Origin of the sequence: Acinetobacter lwoffii, from assembly GCF_015602705.1 — a bacterium.
GTDB lineage: Bacteria > Pseudomonadota > Gammaproteobacteria > Pseudomonadales > Moraxellaceae > Acinetobacter > Acinetobacter lwoffii_E.
On record NZ_CP059081.1, the window covers coordinates 2,088,307 to 2,104,005 of the forward strand.

The 15,699-nt window shown below is 42.5% G+C and carries 14 protein-coding genes, 2 tRNA genes and 1 pseudogene; 6 read left to right on the top strand and 11 right to left on the bottom strand.

Going from position 1 to position 15,699, the window contains the following annotated elements; all coding sequences use genetic code 11:
- Positions 1 to 79: 79 nt before the first annotated feature.
- The gene (gene folD, locus H0S56_RS10095) at positions 80 to 928 is read right to left on the bottom strand and encodes a bifunctional methylenetetrahydrofolate dehydrogenase/methenyltetrahydrofolate cyclohydrolase FolD (RefSeq protein ID WP_004646309.1); all 849 of its coding nucleotides are present in this window, start codon (positions 926 to 928) and stop codon (positions 80 to 82) included.
- 153 nt (positions 929 to 1,081) lie between these two features.
- Here folD and H0S56_RS10100 point away from each other — a divergent pair.
- Together H0S56_RS10100 and H0S56_RS10105 are read left to right on the top strand one after the other, a co-directional pair.
- Positions 1,082 to 1,155: transfer RNA gene (locus tag H0S56_RS10100), tRNA-Cys, on the top strand.
- A 10-nt stretch (positions 1,156 to 1,165) separates the two neighbouring features.
- Positions 1,166 to 1,251: transfer RNA gene (locus H0S56_RS10105), tRNA-Leu, on the top strand.
- A gap of 151 nt (positions 1,252 to 1,402) precedes the next feature.
- Here the strand turns inward: H0S56_RS10105 and H0S56_RS10110 are convergent.
- The 3 genes from H0S56_RS10110 to H0S56_RS10120 all read right to left on the bottom strand — a co-directional run bounded on the left by H0S56_RS10110 (position 1,403) and on the right by H0S56_RS10120 (position 3,870).
- A complete protein-coding gene (locus H0S56_RS10110) occupies positions 1,403 to 2,305 on the bottom strand; it encodes a helix-turn-helix transcriptional regulator (protein ID WP_071850596.1) in 903 nt (300 codons plus the stop codon).
- A gap of 153 nt (positions 2,306 to 2,458) precedes the next feature.
- Positions 2,459 to 2,662, bottom strand: coding sequence for a hypothetical protein (locus tag H0S56_RS10115; protein WP_004646307.1), 204 nt, complete (start codon positions 2,660 to 2,662; stop codon positions 2,459 to 2,461).
- A gap of 215 nt (positions 2,663 to 2,877) precedes the next feature.
- Positions 2,878 to 3,870, bottom strand: a complete 993-nt coding sequence (locus H0S56_RS10120) for an NAD(P)H-quinone oxidoreductase (protein ID WP_195724980.1) — start codon at positions 3,868 to 3,870, stop codon at positions 2,878 to 2,880.
- Between the two features lie 130 nt (positions 3,871 to 4,000).
- Here H0S56_RS10120 and H0S56_RS10125 point away from each other — a divergent pair, with 130 nt between their 5' ends.
- Positions 4,001 to 4,345 carry a thioredoxin family protein gene (locus H0S56_RS10125; protein WP_195724981.1) on the top strand — a complete coding sequence of 115 codons (345 nt, stop codon included), beginning with the start codon at positions 4,001 to 4,003 and terminating at the stop codon, positions 4,343 to 4,345.
- Positions 4,346 to 4,414: 69 nt separating this feature from the next.
- Here the strand turns inward: H0S56_RS10125 and H0S56_RS10130 are convergent, their stop codons facing one another.
- From H0S56_RS10130 to cysD, 3 genes are all read right to left on the bottom strand, one after another.
- Positions 4,415 to 4,687 carry a hypothetical protein gene (locus tag H0S56_RS10130; RefSeq protein WP_195724982.1) on the bottom strand — a complete coding sequence of 91 codons (273 nt, stop codon included), beginning with the start codon at positions 4,685 to 4,687 and terminating at the stop codon, positions 4,415 to 4,417.
- A gap of 146 nt (positions 4,688 to 4,833) precedes the next feature.
- Positions 4,834 to 6,450 (bottom strand): sulfate adenylyltransferase subunit CysN, encoded by a 1,617-nt coding sequence (gene cysN, locus H0S56_RS10135; RefSeq protein ID WP_195724983.1) that lies wholly within the window; start codon positions 6,448 to 6,450, stop codon positions 4,834 to 4,836.
- Between the two features lie 165 nt (positions 6,451 to 6,615).
- Positions 6,616 to 7,530 carry a sulfate adenylyltransferase subunit CysD gene (gene cysD, locus H0S56_RS10140; RefSeq protein WP_004730252.1) on the bottom strand — a complete coding sequence of 305 codons (915 nt, stop codon included), beginning with the start codon at positions 7,528 to 7,530 and terminating at the stop codon, positions 6,616 to 6,618.
- Positions 7,531 to 7,853: 323 nt separating this feature from the next.
- Between cysD and H0S56_RS10145 the strand changes: the two genes are divergently transcribed.
- Positions 7,854 to 8,396 carry a hypothetical protein gene (locus H0S56_RS10145; protein ID WP_195724984.1) on the top strand — a complete coding sequence of 181 codons (543 nt, stop codon included), beginning with the start codon at positions 7,854 to 7,856 and terminating at the stop codon, positions 8,394 to 8,396.
- 165 nt (positions 8,397 to 8,561) lie between these two features.
- Here H0S56_RS10145 and H0S56_RS10150 read toward each other — a convergent pair.
- Positions 8,562 to 9,327, bottom strand: a pseudogene (locus H0S56_RS10150) (IS5-like element ISAba31 family transposase).
- 241 nt (positions 9,328 to 9,568) lie between these two features.
- Here H0S56_RS10150 and H0S56_RS10155 point away from each other — a divergent pair.
- Both H0S56_RS10155 and H0S56_RS10160 read left to right on the top strand, forming a co-directional pair.
- Positions 9,569 to 10,204, top strand: a complete 636-nt coding sequence (locus H0S56_RS10155; protein WP_005107512.1) for a YqiJ family protein — start codon at positions 9,569 to 9,571, stop codon at positions 10,202 to 10,204.
- A gap of 37 nt (positions 10,205 to 10,241) precedes the next feature.
- Positions 10,242 to 11,948, top strand: coding sequence for a flotillin family protein (locus H0S56_RS10160; RefSeq protein ID WP_195724986.1), 1,707 nt, complete (start codon positions 10,242 to 10,244; stop codon positions 11,946 to 11,948).
- Positions 11,949 to 12,013: 65 nt separating this feature from the next.
- On the opposite strand, the gene sucD is transcribed toward H0S56_RS10160, so the two are convergent.
- From sucD to lpdA, 3 genes are all read right to left on the bottom strand, one after another.
- On the bottom strand, positions 12,014 to 12,904 hold the full coding sequence (gene sucD, locus H0S56_RS10165; protein ID WP_004646291.1) for a succinate--CoA ligase subunit alpha: 891 nt from the start codon (positions 12,902 to 12,904) through the stop codon (positions 12,014 to 12,016).
- A gap of 12 nt (positions 12,905 to 12,916) precedes the next feature.
- Positions 12,917 to 14,083, bottom strand: coding sequence for an ADP-forming succinate--CoA ligase subunit beta (gene sucC, locus H0S56_RS10170; protein ID WP_114541150.1), 1,167 nt, complete (start codon positions 14,081 to 14,083; stop codon positions 12,917 to 12,919).
- A gap of 170 nt (positions 14,084 to 14,253) precedes the next feature.
- Positions 14,254 to 15,684 carry a dihydrolipoyl dehydrogenase gene (gene lpdA / locus H0S56_RS10175; protein ID WP_195724987.1) on the bottom strand — a complete coding sequence of 477 codons (1,431 nt, stop codon included), beginning with the start codon at positions 15,682 to 15,684 and terminating at the stop codon, positions 14,254 to 14,256.
- Positions 15,685 to 15,699: the final 15 nt, after the last annotated feature.

Here is a 15,699-nt window from a genome sequence, read left to right on the forward strand (position 1 = left end):
AAAAAAGAGGGGGAAACTCCATCCAAAAATAGTGATCAGAGTTCCCTCCTTTGAAAAAGGAGGGTTAGGGAGGATTTGATTAACCTAAAGCTTTTTCAGCAGCTTCAACCGTTTGACGGATTAAAGTGGTAATCGTCATTGGACCTACACCACCCGGAACTGGTGTGTAAGCAGAAGCAATTTCTTCAATGCCAACAAGTTGGATATCACCAACACCACCGCCATCACGTGGATGGAAACCAGCATCAACAACCACTGCACCTTGTTTGATCCAGTCTTTTTGAATTAATTCTGCTTTACCTACCGCACCGACAATGATATCTGCTTGCTTAACAAAGCTTGCAAGATCTTGAGTACGTGAATGGCAAATGGTTACGGTTGCATTCGCTTCTAGCAGCATCGCAGCCATTGGTTTACCCAAAATTGCAGAACGACCTACAACTACCGCATGTTTACCAGCGATTTCAATGTTGTTCTCTTTCAGGATAGTCATAATACCCGCAGGCGTCGCTGAACCATAGGCTGCCTCACCCATTGCCATACGACCATAGCCCAGGCAAGTGACACCATCTACGTCTTTTTCAAGCGAGATTGCATCGAAACAGGCACGCTCATCAATTTGCGCAGGAACCGGGTGCTGAAGCAGAATACCGTGCACATCAGGATTTGCATTTAATTTTTCAATTTCAGCCAATAATTCTTCAGTTGTGGTTTCTTTAGGAAGTTCCACTTTGAGTGAATCCATACCAACACGGCGGCAGGCATTGCCTTTCATGCGAACATAAGTTGCAGATGCACCATCGTCACCTACCAAAATCGTCGCAAGAATTGGAGTACGACCTGATTTTGCTTTCAGCGCTTCTACGCGAGTAAACAAGTCAGCTTCAATTTGCTTCGCCAATGCACGACCGTCTAGAACTAATGCCACGGCACTTCTCCCAAGTGTTGATATGAATCAATTTTGCACATTCTACATGAATAATTTAAATATTTTCCGCCAGATGATGTTTTTATGCGCATACAGATGAATACACTATTGTTTTTTTTTCTGAGCTTGCTAATATACGCATCAACAAGACGCGGCGGGGTGGCAGAGTGGTCATGCAGCGGACTGCAACTCCGTGGACGCCGGTTCGATTCCGACCTCCGCCTCCATCTTGTTAAAGCCCGAGTGGTGAAATCGGTAGACACAGGGGATTTAAAATCCCCCGCCCACAAAGCGTGCCAGTTCGAGTCTGGCCTCGGGCACCATTCTTCTACTATAGAAAGATGGTGCAAATAAAGAACCCAGCGAAAGCTGGTTTTTTTATGTCTGTAATTTAGTTAGTCAAAAAATAAGTAAATTAAATTCCCATTTAAAGTGTCATCATTAATCAGGCCCTCCTGCTCTGCTTTCTCAATATCATCCAGCAGAACGTAAATATCCTTGCAAATCCTGTTCCAGTTTCTGCTGAAAATGAATCGGCTCAATAATTTTCACATAGGGCAACCAGTAACGCACCAAAGGCAACAACTGCATTTCGTGACGAATCTGGCAACTGATCACTAACTCTCCAGTCTCGGCTTCCTGCTCGATCTGCTGTTCTGGAAATAAACGGCGCTCTTTAAAAAAGACCGTGACTTCAGGTTGTACCCTGATTAAGACTTGCTGCTTTTGCTGCCCAAACCAGATGCTGTCTTCATCTGCCAGCATTTTCAGTATTTCAGGATCATGCGCAAAGCTCTCCGCCTTAGAAACCAGCTTGAGCTGTTGCACCTGACTTAAGCGATAAGTGCGCAACTTGTCCTGATCTACGCCCACCAGATACCAGATACCATGATGGTGAATCAAGCGATAAGGCTTAATGATTCGCAATTGATCTGAATATTGCAACTCAACCTGCTGACGTTTATAGATTGCGCTTGCAAGCAACTTGAAATGTTCGGCAAACTGTTTGGCATCTTCAAAATAATAGCCTTTTGCCGAAAATACCTGATTTGCCCGCTCATCCAGCAGTTCACGCATAAAAGACATATCCAACGCCGGATACAACTCACTGATCCCCGAAAGCTGGGCAAAAGTCTGGATATCCTGCAATTTAAATCGCCCTAAATAAGAGGGTTCCAGATAATATCGTTTCTGTTCATCTTGAAGTAAGGGTAAGTAAGAGCCTAGACGATCAAAATCACGCTCAATGGTGCGGGTGCTGACCTGAAATTCTGCAGCTAGCTCTGCAGCCCGGAGTTGATATCCGACGTTTAATTTGGTCAAAATTCTGGCTAAACGCTCTGCAAGACGCTCATGTGTTGAAGCTGGGCGCTTCATAAATCCCCACTTAATACATTCTCATGTACTTATTTATCGCTAGATGTTGAATGATTATACTGAATGCCGATCAATGAATAATATTAGGACAAAGTCTAAGATATTTTTTTGCATCAGATCTTGACCCTTTATTCACCCTAAACATACAAGATCTTATTTGGATTTTCTGGATGCTTTCTTGCTTGAATGACGATTTTGTATTGTTAATCTTTCTATATAACGCTCCAGATGCAGCATCGCCCGATACATTTTATGTAACTCTACCCAGCTGATGGTTCCGCGAATAATCATTTTATGAATACGTCGTAATGCTCTTAAACTATGTTTTGAACTATATGCTGTTGAAATAATTTTCATCTTATTTTCCCTCTCACATTCATGTGAATGTTTAACCATTTGGTCGGAATTATCTATACATGCAATTTACGTGTCATAATTGACAGGTTGTGTCGAACAGTTAACATTTTTTAATTTTTATTCAAGATTTTATATATTTATTTGTAATAATATTTTACTTAAAATTAAAAAAAGCCAGTAAAATTACTGGCTTTTTTTGAATCACTTATCTCGTATTAAATAATTTCAACTACAACTTTACCCACATGCTCTCCAGTATCCATTGTGGCATGGGCATCCTGAATCTGATCAAATTTAAACGTTTTATAGATCATCGGCAGACATTCGCCTTTTGTCCATAATGGTGCAATCTGCTCTTTCAGACCTTGTGCAATTTCCGCTTTTTCAGCCGTGCTACGTGCACGCATGGTGGAACCGGTAATGGTCAAACGTTTCATCATAATCTGACCGAGTTTAACTTCTTTGGCTTTAGCCCCGCCCAAGAACGCGATATAGACCAGACGTCCATCACGGCGCAACAAATTCAAATTACGCTCTAAATAAGGAGCACCGACCATATCTAAAATGACATCAACACCGCCATTGTCAGTGGCTTCATTAATAACTTGCTCAAAGTCCTGAGTTTTATAGTTAATAGCCGTGGTTAAATCTGCAATAGCCGCAACTTTTTCATCTGAACCGACGGTTGCAAAGGTTTTGATGCCAAGTGATTTACACAACATCAAAGCAGTCGTACCAATCCCGCTCGTTCCACCATGTACCAGTACAGTTTCCCCTGCTTTGGCCTTACCCATCTGGAACACGTTCGCCCATACAGTAAAGAAAGTTTCAGGAATGGCCGCTGCCTGTACAAAACTTACGCCTTCAGGAATATTCAAGGTCTGGCTTTCAGGTATGACGCAATATTCAGCATAACCGCCACCATTGGTCAAACCACAGACTTGATCACCAACTTTAAACTGACTTACATCACTACCAATCGCAACCACCTCACCTGCCACTTCCAGGCCAGGAACTGGCGTTACCCCTTTCGGCATCGGATATAAGCCTTGACGCTGCAGGATATCTGGACGGTTAATACCAAAGGCATGAACTTTCACCAGAACTTCATCTGCTCTAGGTTCAGGTACAGTCACCGTTTCATAAGCGAGTTTATCGACACCACCCGGTTCTGTAATAATGACTTGCTGCATGGTTTGTTGCGACATGGTTTCTTTCCCTAATCTATGCATTTCATATGTCTTGGACTTATTTGAACATAGTTAGCATGAGGAATGAAGCCACATCGGACTTATGTATAATCGGGTAACTATTCAGAAAATTGATAATAGGCCGACCATGACCCAAGTGATCGAATATAGCGAAAACAATTACAGTGATTTTGAGTGGTTTGAAGGTTTTGCCGTGATTCGCTTTTATGCAGACTGGTGCAAGCCTTGTGTTCAGAATTTTCCGGTCTTTGCCGAACTGGCGACATACTATGCTGAGGTAAATCCTGAGATTAAATTTGGCAAGATCAATGTAGATCAGTCTCCGATTTTAACCTTGCGCTATAATGCCTATGGTTTGCCTTCTACGCTTATTTTTAGAAATGGAGAAATCATTAAAAGGATTGCAGGCGTGAAAAGCTTAACCGAAATGAAAGCTATTCTGACCTTAGTCCTCAATGATTCTTATGAATAATTATCCATCTAAAGCTAAATCTAATAAAAATATTTCTTTTAGCTCGCTATAAAAATACGGAGACTTTAATTAACTACGCCCTTTATATTCCTTTACCATATTTTCACTCACATCTTCCGGATAACATAGTGGCGCATATCCGCCTGCACGGTTATAAGCACTACGTTTACCACAGCGACTACCATTACGTGCAGTATTGTAAGGGCATGGGCAATTGCCCGAATAACTCTCAATCGACTGCTGGATTATTTTTTGCTTGATCGATTCAGTACTGGTTGTGGTTTGCTTGGCATCTACTCCAAAAGCCATACACAAACTAGCCAGCAATATTAATTTTTTCATATATTCCCCAAATCTAGGGAGTATTGTATTAATTGACTAGTAAATTGAAAGATCACATTTTGACTAATCGAATGATTTTCATGCAATCAAAATTTAGGCAATAAAAAAACCCGCTTTCCAGCGGGTTTTTTCAAATTAGCCCAGTCTTATAGACGAACTAATTCCACAATCTTCTCAGCAAGTTCTTCAACTGTATCTACGGTTAAAGTCGTGTCTGTACCTTCAGCGGCATCGGTAATCACAACCACACCAGTTTCACGAACCAGTGCAACCTGCTCCGCATTCAAACCTGCTTTAGCAATAGCAACGATCCCTTGCTGAATCAGCAAGCTTTCTAGCGCCTGAGCATTTTCCAGAGCTTTGGCAGTTACAGTTACAGCAGCAGGTTTTTGACCCAAACGTGCTGCACGTACTTCTGCAGTGACAGGCTCATCATGTGCAGACCATTCAACTGATTCTTCCACCATACCCGCACCAATCGTCACGTTATTTAAACGATCGATGAAGATAAACGAACCGGTGAAACGGCTGTCCTGATAACGGTCAAAGACCACTGGTGCATCAAATTCAACAGTTACATTGGCAATTGCATTCAGCTCAAGTTTATCCACCTGAACTTTTTCCAATGTATTGACGTTGGTACGGTAATGAATTGCCGTTACTTTTGCCGGAACGGTTTGTGTACCAATCTTGATGTTATACAGCTTACCTAGTACAAGTGGTTGATCTGCCATCCACACTACAGTCGCTTGAACTGAACGTGAAATATTTGGAACCGCTTGATCAGCACGAATTAACACGTTACCACGTGAAATATCAATTTCATCGTTAAGCGTTAAAGTCACTGCCTGACCTGCAACTGCATGCTCAAGATTGCCATCAAAAGTGACAATTTCTTTGACAGTCGATGATTTACCAGAAGGTAATGCTGTTACGGTATCGCCAACATTGATATCGCCAAGTGCGATCGTACCGCAGAAACCACGGAAGTCGAGGTTTGGACGGTTCACGTATTGCACAGGGAAACGGAAATCCTGCTTCGCTGAACTACGGTTAATTTCCACCGATTCAAGTGTACCCATCAGCGTTTCACCAGTGTACCATGGCGTATTGGCTGACTTGTTCACCACGTTATCGCCATTCAATGCAGAAATAGGCGTAAAGATGATATTGCTTGGTTTACGGTCGCCCAATTGTGCAACGAATGCCGCATATTCAGCCTGGATTTCATTGAAACGCGTTTCAGAGAATTCCACCAAGTCCATCTTATTGATTGCAACAATGATGTTCTTGATCCCGAGCAAACTCGCAATAAAGGTATGACGACGCGTCTGGGTTTGCACGCCATAACGCGCATCAATCAAAATGATTGCAAGGTCACAAGTCGACGCACCGGTTGCCATGTTACGGGTGTACTGTTCGTGTCCCGGCGTGTCCGCGATGATGAATTTACGTTTTTCTGTCGAGAAATAACGATATGCCACATCAATGGTAATGCCTTGCTCACGCTCCGCTTGTAAACCATCAACCAGAAGTGCCAAGTCAGGTGCATCACCTGTCGTACCGACTTTTTTCGAGTCACGGGTCACAGCCTGTAATTGATCTTCATAAATCAATTTTGAATCGTACAGCAGACGACCGATTAACGTCGATTTACCATCGTCCACGTTACCGCAAGTCAGGAAACGCAACAGGTCTTTATTTTCATGTTGTTTCAGATAGCCCAAGATATCTTGGCTGATTAAATCAGATTGATGAGACATCGCTCAAAGCTCCACATATTCTTTAGAAATCGGTTGTTTTGAATCTTTTTTTAATCTCCCTAAATCCCTCTTTAATAAAGAGGGACTTTATCTCCGTTCTGATTTAGGAGTTCCCCCTCTTTTTAAAGAGGTGAGCAGCATTGCTGCGCAAGGGGGGAGATTAAATTAGAAGTAGCCTTCCTGCTTCTTCTTCTCCATCGAGCCTGCTTCATCATGGTCAATCATACGACCTTGACGCTCAGAACTGGTTGCCAGCAACATTTCCTGAATAATTTCCGGCAAGGTATTGGCTGTAGATTCCACAGCACCTGTTAATGGATAACAACCCAAAGTACGGAAACGTACCGATTTCATTTGTGGAACTTCACCTTCTTTTAAAGGCATACGTTCATCATCAACCATAATAAGTGTGCCACTACGTTCAACCACAGGACGTTCTGCAGCCAAATAAAGTGGTACTAATGGAATACTTTCCAAATAGATGTATTGCCAGATATCCAGCTCAGTCCAGTTGGATAATGGGAATACACGAATACTTTCGCCCTTGTTCACTTTACCGTTGTAAAGATTCCAAAGTTCTGGACGCTGGTTTTTCGGATCCCAACGATGTTTCGAATCACGGAATGAATAAACACGTTCTTTCGCACGTGATTTTTCTTCATCACGGCGCGCACCACCAAAAGCAGCATCAAAACCGTATTTATCCAGAGCCTGTTTTAAGCCCTGAGTTTTCATGATGTCGGTATATTTAGAACTACCGTGGTCGAATGGGTTAATACCTGCCTCAACCCCTTCTTTATTCTGATGCACGATCAAATCGAAACCATGGGTTTTCGCCATGTTGTCCCGGAAAGTGATCATGTCTTTAAACTTCCAGCCTGTATCGACATGTAATAATGGAAATGGAAGTTTTGCTGGGTAGAACGCTTTTAGCGCAAGATGCAGCATGACCGCTGAATCTTTACCAATCGAATACAGCATGACCGGATTTTCAAACTCGGCAGCAACTTCGCGGATGATATGAATACTCTCAGCTTCAAGCTGTTTGAGATGAGTAAGTCTTTCCTCATTTAACGACATGGACAACACCAGCTTAGAAAAACGTGTACTTATGACACTTTTGAAAATTTATATTCATTATAGTGATTTACTTATCCTATCCATTGCTTGTTTTATGATATTGATATATCAAAAGCTCATATAAAAATTCATCAATAATGAATATCAGTTTTTATGAATCAATGATTTGCACAATTCAAGCGAGGATATTGTGTGGTAGAGGTATATATTAACCTGTCGCTAAACCAATAAAATCCTAGGAAAATAATCTAAAGTAGTGGTTCTCAAATAGTTAAAAAATTACTAGAGTAAGACCCAATTCTCCCTATTGATATACTTCGTTTATGCCCTATAGCGCTTTTGGTCTTGCCACTGTAAAAACCCGTCTGGAACAGGCCCAGCTTGCTGGTTATATTTATCAGCATCAGCAACATATTCTAGTCTTGCAAGAACCTTTCAGTGATGATGGCAAGCCTTTAAATATCTATCTGCAACACGAGCTGACCGCGGATCAAATCGGATTACAGTTTGGTCTGCGTTTGCAAGAAGGTCATTGGGAATTTCTAATCGGCGTTACTTATAGTAACCAGAACGCAGCTTACGAAATTGGTGCTGGCAACCTCAAAGGTGATCAAAAAGCCTTTAACTTATTATATGCCTTTTATAATTATCCTAAAGCGTTCTATCTAGTGGCATTACCTTTGACAACCAACAGTCAGATTTTGGAGCAAACCTTGCAAAAGCAGCTTTTCAAGCAGCCTGATCTCGACTTCCTGAATACTGCAGTCAAGGTCAATCCTATGGGCGAACAAGTCAAATGGATGCAACACTATATTCTGCAACAGACTCTAGATATGAAAGTCCGGATTCAGACTGCCCTACTTTAAACTTGAACAGAAAAATTTGGAGATACTCAGGTCGATGTATCTCTATATCTTTCTCAGGCAAGCATACACAGAATGCCATGCTATTCAGAATTCCTATTGCCGCTATGACATCACTTGCTCAAACATCCATTTAACTTATAGTTTATTATTAGGGTCTGTTGACATTTACTGTTCATAATTAACCCTATAAAGGTAGCCATAAAAATATACAGGCTAAAGCAACAGAACTTTGATAATTTCTTTTGAGCTTGTCATATCGAGTAGCCATTCCTCTAAATTGCTTTAATTTACAAAACATATTTTCAACCAAATGCCTGATTTTATATAAACACCAGTCCATATGGTCATTGTTCGATTGGCTATTTGTTTTCTTTGGTATATTCGCTTTAGTCCCTGTTTTCCTGATCTGTTCACGCAGTGGTTCTGAATCATAGCCTTTATCTGCACATACCACTTTTGTCTCTTTTAAATCTAATGTTGATATTAAATCAGGTGCAACTTTAACATCATGTGTGGTTCCATCGGTAATCATGAAATCAATAGGATTGCCATGTGCATCAACAATCAAATGTATTTTTGAGGAGTTTCCTCCTACACTTTTAGAAATAGATTGATTCGCTATACCGGCAGAATGTTGATGAGCACGTACATGAGAGCCATCAATAAAAATCCACTCCATATCGGGGCATGAGGCTAGTAATTTGAATAATCTAATTAACTTACCGCTGCTTGACCAACGATTAAAACGTTTGAAAATAGAGTTTGAATGACCAAAACAAGAAGGAATATCTCGCCACGGACAGCCTGTTCTAATTCTATAGAGAATAGCTTCAATAAAATTGCGTAAATTTGAGTTGTGGTGAATGGATAAATTACGCAGAATAACTTTCAACTTTTGCCAGTGTTGATCTGTCAGCATGGTACGAGGCATAGCGAATAGTAAAATTGGGTTTGGCGATTTGATTTTACTACTTCGCTATTTTTTTAAACTAAAAGTGTCAACACACCCTAGTTTTAATAGTTTAATAATTATTAAATAATCAATATATTCAATCCTTGTTTATAAGTTTTTTTGTTATTTTTTACATACAAAATCAACAATTACTGTTATCGTTATATCAATAAAAACTTTCAGATACTTTTCCTAAAAACATAATTATAGAGATAAAAAAATGTGGGAACTGTTTACGCATCCATCCAATATCGTATTTAGTATTAGCCTGAGCCTAATGCTGATGTTTGCAGCACTAGAATGTATTCTATTGCTGCTTGGCGGTGGCTCTCAGCATATCTTTGAACAGTTTTTACCTGAAGATCCCCTGCAACCAGAAATAAGCCCGGATCAGTCTCCGGGTGTTTTCAGCAAAGTATTTGACTGGTTATATCTGGGGCGTCTGCCTTTATTTATCTGGCTAATCATTTTTCTGACCAGTTATGGGTTAAGCGGTTTATTGATTCAGGGCATATTTGAGCGCCTGACCAGCCAGCTGTTTAATGTTTGGCTGATTTCTCCGGCCTGCCTGTTTCTGTGTATGCCTGTGGTGCGCTTTCTTGCCATGGCCGCCAGTAAGCTCCTGCCCCAAGACGAAACCTCTGCGATTCATAGTGATGAACTCATCGGACGTACCGCGACCATTATTCTCGGAGATGCCAAAGTGAATTCTCCGGCGCAGGCCAAAGTCCGTGATCAACATGGTCAGACCCACTATGTACTGGTTGAACCAGAAAACAATCAAATTTTAAATCAAGGTCAGAATGTAGTTCTAACCCACAAAACCAAGAACGGCTTTCAAGCCATTGCACTTTAATTTTATTTAGCTAGCACTCAATTGAGACTTTATAACAATGTTAACATTTGATTTATATAATATTTTAATTATTGCGGGAATTATTTTTGTGGCATTGGTGACCTTCGGTCTCATCATTGCACGCTTATACCGTCGTTCAAGCAAAGAAATTTCCTTTGTGCGTACCGGTTGGGGTGGTGAAAAAGTGATTTTAGGTGGGGGCGCAATCGTGCTTCCTGTTTTGCATGAAATCATTCCAGTAAATATGAATACCCTACGCCTTGAAGTCCGTCGCGCAGATGATCAGGCACTGATTACCCGTGACCGGATGCGGGTCGATGTCATGGCCGAATTCTATGTACGGGTCAAGCCTACCGCAGATTCAATTGCCACCGCAGCACAAACCCTTGGTCAAAAAACTATGTCACCGAATGAACTGAAAAATCTGGTGGAAGGCAAATTTGTTGATTCACTGCGCGCAGTGGCAGCAGAAATGGCCATGGAAGAACTACATGAAAAACGCGTTGATTTCGTGCAAAAAGTACAGCAAGTCGTTTCGGAAGATTTACATAAAAATGGTCTGGAGCTTGAAACTGTTTCCCTAACCGGACTGGATCAGACCGGATTTAAATACTTCAATCCGCAAAATGCCTTTGATGCTGAAGGCCTGACCAAGCTCACTGAAACCATTGAGGATCGCCGTCGCAAACGTAACCATATCGAACAGGATACCGATCTGGCGATCAAAACCAAAAATCTGGAAGCTGAACAGGCGCGCCTGCAAATTATTCGTGAAGAAGAATATGCCAAACTGCAGCAAGAGCGTGAAATTGCCATTCGCCGTGCTGAACAGCTGGCTGAAATTGCCGCTCAGGAAGCCGGCAAAAAACGTGAAGCAGAAGAAGCACAAATTGCCGCTGAACGAGAAGTCGAACTCAAGCGTATTTTGGCCGCCCGTGATGTCGAAAATGAAAATATTCAAAAGGCCCAGCTGATTCAAAAAGCACAGGTCGAACAAAAGAAAACCATTGAACTGGCTGAACAGGATCGCGCCATTGCCATTGCGGAAAAATCACGTGCTGAATCTGAAGCCAAGGCCCAAGCCGATCAGGCGCGTGCACAAGCGGTAAAAGCGGAAGAAGAAGTCATCACCGTACGTCAAATCCAGCAGGCAGAGCGTCAAAAGGCAGTTGAGCTGGTCGCAGCCAAAGAACACGCTGAAAAAGATGCGATTGCAATTACAGTTGCTGCTGAAGCCGGCAAACAGGCGGCAGCAGATGATGCAGAAGCAGTGCGGATTGCGGCTGAGGCCGAAGCAGAAAAAGTCCGCTTTAAAGCCAAGGGTGAAGCGGATGCAAAAATTCTACTGGCTCAGGCAATGGAGAAACAGTATCAGGTGGATGCTGAAGGTACACGTGCGGTCAATGAAGCCAATAACGTCCTGTCACCTGAACAAGTCGAAATGCAGATTCGTCTGGCCATGCTGAAATACTTGCCTGAAATTATCCGGGAAAGTGTCAAGCCAATGGAAAATATTGATGATATCAAGATTCTCCAGGTAAATGGCCTACATGGCGGTCATGCCGGTGCCTGTCAGGCAGATTCCCATCATGAAGGTAGCAATGTTGCCCTATCAGATCAGGTAGTGAATAGCGCCCTACGTTATCGTAGCCAAGCACCGCTTATTGACAGTCTGATGAGTGAGCTTGGTATTCAGGGTGGAGATATCAACGGCATGACCCAGAGCCTCAAAGCTAAAACTTAAAAATAGAGTGAGATATAAAAAAGCTCCCAGATGGGAGCTTTTTTATTGAAGGTCTAATGTGAATATCAAACTAAACCTTTATCTTTTAACACTTGTAGCATGGTTGAACCGAGTTCGGCAGGACTGCGCGTATAGGCCATACCCGCACGCTCAAAGGCAGCAAACTTTTCTTCTGCTGTGCCCTTACCACCTGAAATAATCGCACCTGCGTGACCCATACGTTTGCCTTTAGGTGCAGTTACACCCGCAATATAACCAACAACTGGCTTGGTCACATTCGATTGAATATATTCAGCTGCTTCTTCTTCCGCCGTACCACCAATCTCACCAATCATGATGATGGCTTCAGTCTGCGGATCTTCCTGGAACAATTTCAAGCAGTCAATCTGGTTCATGCCTGGAATCGGGTCACCACCAATCCCGATACAGGTCGACTGACCCAAACCCAGTTTCGTGGTTTGCGCCACAGCCTCATAAGTCAGTGTGCCTGAACGCGAAATGATCCCGATTTTACCCGGTTGATGAATATGCCCCGGCATGATCCCGATTTTACATTCACCCGGCGTAATAATACCCGGACAGTTTGGCCCGATCAGACGTGTGCCATTGCCATTGGTTTCCAGATAACGCTTGGCTTTAAGCATGTCGATGGTCGGTACACCTTCAGTAATTACCACAATTAACTCAATGCCAGAATCAACCGCCTCGACAATAGAATCCAGTACAAAGGGTGCCGGAACATAAATCACCGAAGCATCTGCACCTGTTTCTTTCACCGCTTCACGCATGGTATTAAATACAGGCAGTTCCAGATGAGTTTGACCACCTTTACCCGGGGTTACACCACCCACGACTTTAGTGCCGTAGGCCAGAGCCTGTTCAGAATGGAATGTACCGTTTTTGCCTGTAAAGCCCTGTACCAATACTTTAGTGTCTTTATTAACTAATACGCTCATGCTAGATACTCCTTAAGCTTTTACAGCAGCAACGATTTTTTCTGCAGCATCAGCAAGACCGTGTGCAGAAATCAATTTCAAACCTGATTCATCCAGTAATTTTGCACCCAGTTCCGCATTGTTGCCTTCGAGGCGAACAACCACAGGAACTGTCACATTTACTTCCTGAACCGCTGCAATAATTGCTTCAGCAATCATGTCACAACGTACAATTCCACCAAAAATATTAATCAATACACCCTGGACAGAGTGATCTGCCAAGATAATTTTAAAGGCTTCAATCACACGCTCCTTGGTCGCACCACCACCCACATCCAGGAAGTTGGCTGGTTGACCGCCATACAGCTTAATAATATCCATGGTTGCCATGGCAAGACCGGCACCATTGACCATACAACCAATGTTACCCTCAAGTGCCACATAGTTTAGATCAAACTCAGAGGCTTTTAACTCACGTTCATTTTCTTGAGACTTATCACGCAAAGCAGCCACTTCAGGCAAACGGTACAGTGCATTCGAATCAATTCCGATTTTGGCATCGACACACAGAATGTCGCCGTTTTCACGCACAGACAGCGGATTGATTTCGAAAAGTGCAAAATCATTGTCTACAAATGCCTGATAGGCAGCCGTCATGACTTTAACAAATTGATTGATTTGTCCATCTTTGAGTTTAAGTGCAAAAGCAACTTCACGCGCCTGAAATGGCATTAGACCAACTAAAGGATCAACCTCAACTTTAATAATTTTTTCAGGGGTTTCTTCGGCCACTTTCTCAATTTCAACACCGCCTTCAGTCGATGCCATAAAAGTGATGCGGCGAGTCGAGCGATCCACCACAGCGCCCAAGTACAGCTCGCGCTCAACCGGATAAACATCCTCAGAAACTAAAATGCTATTGACCGGCTGACCATTGGCATCAGTCTGATAAGTCACCAAGCGTGAACCAATAATCTGGTTGGCATATTCAGCAGCCTCAGTAGCCGATTTCACTACTTTTACCCCACCAGCCTTACCTCGGCCACCCGCATGCACCTGTGCTTTCAATACTGCAAACTTTCCACCCAACTGCTCGAAAGCATGCACCGTTTCATCGGCATTGGTGGCAAGTATCCCTTCCTGTACAGGCATACCATATTTTTTTAATAGCGCTTTTGCTTGATACTCATGTAAATTCATTGAATAACCTTTTATTACTTCTTTGCCTTGTTATAACCCACTAGCACCCAGACGTCCGTCAAAGCAGTACCAGCATTTCTTAAAATCGTTATCTTTATTTTTAGATGATTGTTCCAATAAAAACAACCATGAAATGTAAAAAGAGCGACCTAAGTCGCTCTTTTTTCGAATTACTTACGCTTACGTTGGATCGCGTGAATCGCACGCCCATCAACTGCAAGTGCAGCTTCATGTACCACTTCAGAGAAGGTCGGGTGACCGAAAGTCATCAACTGAAGATCTTCAACTGAAGATACAAACTCAAGCGCGATCATACCTTGGTGAACGATATCAGACGCAGCAGGTCCAATCACGTGCATACCGAGTAAACGATCCGTTTTTGCATCAGCAACAAACTTCACGAAACCGGCACCTTCACCCGCAGCTAAAGCACGACCGTTCACAGCAAAACCGAATTGACCCGTTTTAACTTCGTGACCTTTTTCAGTCGCTTGCTGTTCTGTTAAACCTACCCACGCCGCTTCCGGATGTGTGTAAATTACAGAAATAATGGTGTCATAGTTCACTTGTGCAGCATGACCGTGAATACGCTCAACCGCCATTACGCCTTCTTCCATTGCTTTATGCGCAAGCATTGGACCACGTACCAAGTCACCAATTGCGTATACGCCTTCAACTGAAGTTGCACACCAATCGTTGACTTCAACCAAACCGCGTTCAGTCAATTTAATGCCTGAATCATCAGCCAATAAATCTTCAGCATATGCGCGACGACCGACACAAACGATCAATTTATCGAAAGTTTCAGTTTTGTCTTCACCAGCTTGGTTATATTTAACCGTTACTTCACGACCATTGATTTCAGTACCTGCAACTTTTGCACCGATACGGATATCCATACCTTGCTTAGTCAACAGTTTTTGGAAGTCTTTTGCCAATGCTTTATCAGCCATTGGTAAGAATGCATCCATTGCTTCAAATACAACAACTTCAGCACCAAGACGACGCCATACAGAACCAAGCTCAAGACCGATCACGCCCGCACCAATTACACCTAAACGCTTAGGTACTTCTGGGAATTCAAGCGCGCCAGTAGAATCAACAATTAAGTCTTGATCTACAGGAGCCACTGGAATATTTACTGGTACAGAACCCGTCGCAAGAATCACATATTTAGGCTCTAAAACTTGAGTTTCACCTTCGTGAGAAACAAATTCTACTTTTTTACCTGCAAGCAGTTTACCCGTACCTTTTAACCACTCGATGCCATTACCTTTAAGTAACTGATCGATACCGCCAGTCAATTGATCTACAACTTTGTCTTTACGAGCCAGCATTTTAGAAAGATCGAATTTAACTTCACCAGTCGTAATACCATGGTCATCTAGATGTTGAACTGTATCTTCATAACGATGTGAAGAATCAAGTAAAGCTTTAGACGGGATACAACCGACGTTTAAGCAAGTACCACCTAAAGATGGTTTACCTTTATGAATACGTTTTTCGATACACGCAACTTTAAAACCAAGTTGAGCTGCACGAATTGCTGCTTCGTAGCCGCCCGGGCCACCACCAATTACGACTAAATCGAATTGAGACATGTTTATCTCCAACTA

Coding starts and splice junctions, on each gene's coding strand:
- sucC (WP_114541150.1), bottom strand. CDS start 14,083: ATGAATTTACATGAGTATCAAGCAAAAGCGCTATTAAAAAAATATGGT.
- H0S56_RS10110 (WP_071850596.1), bottom strand. CDS start 2,305: ATGAAGCGCCCAGCTTCAACACATGAGCGTCTTGCAGAGCGTTTAGCC.
- cysN (WP_195724983.1), bottom strand. CDS start 6,450: ATGTCTCATCAATCTGATTTAATCAGCCAAGATATCTTGGGCTATCTG.
- H0S56_RS10160 (WP_195724986.1), top strand. CDS start 10,242: ATGTTAACATTTGATTTATATAATATTTTAATTATTGCGGGAATTATT.
- cysD (WP_004730252.1), bottom strand. CDS start 7,530: ATGTCGTTAAATGAGGAAAGACTTACTCATCTCAAACAGCTTGAAGCT.
- H0S56_RS10145 (WP_195724984.1), top strand. CDS start 7,854: ATGCCCTATAGCGCTTTTGGTCTTGCCACTGTAAAAACCCGTCTGGAA.
- H0S56_RS10120 (WP_195724980.1), bottom strand. CDS start 3,870: ATGTCGCAACAAACCATGCAGCAAGTCATTATTACAGAACCGGGTGGT.
- H0S56_RS10130 (WP_195724982.1), bottom strand. CDS start 4,687: ATGAAAAAATTAATATTGCTGGCTAGTTTGTGTATGGCTTTTGGAGTA.
- H0S56_RS10115 (WP_004646307.1), bottom strand. CDS start 2,662: ATGAAAATTATTTCAACAGCATATAGTTCAAAACATAGTTTAAGAGCA.
- sucD (WP_004646291.1), bottom strand. CDS start 12,904: ATGAGCGTATTAGTTAATAAAGACACTAAAGTATTGGTACAGGGCTTT.
- H0S56_RS10155 (WP_005107512.1), top strand. CDS start 9,569: ATGTGGGAACTGTTTACGCATCCATCCAATATCGTATTTAGTATTAGC.
- H0S56_RS10125 (WP_195724981.1), top strand. CDS start 4,001: ATGACCCAAGTGATCGAATATAGCGAAAACAATTACAGTGATTTTGAG.
- lpdA (WP_195724987.1), bottom strand. CDS start 15,684: ATGTCTCAATTCGATTTAGTCGTAATTGGTGGTGGCCCGGGCGGCTAC.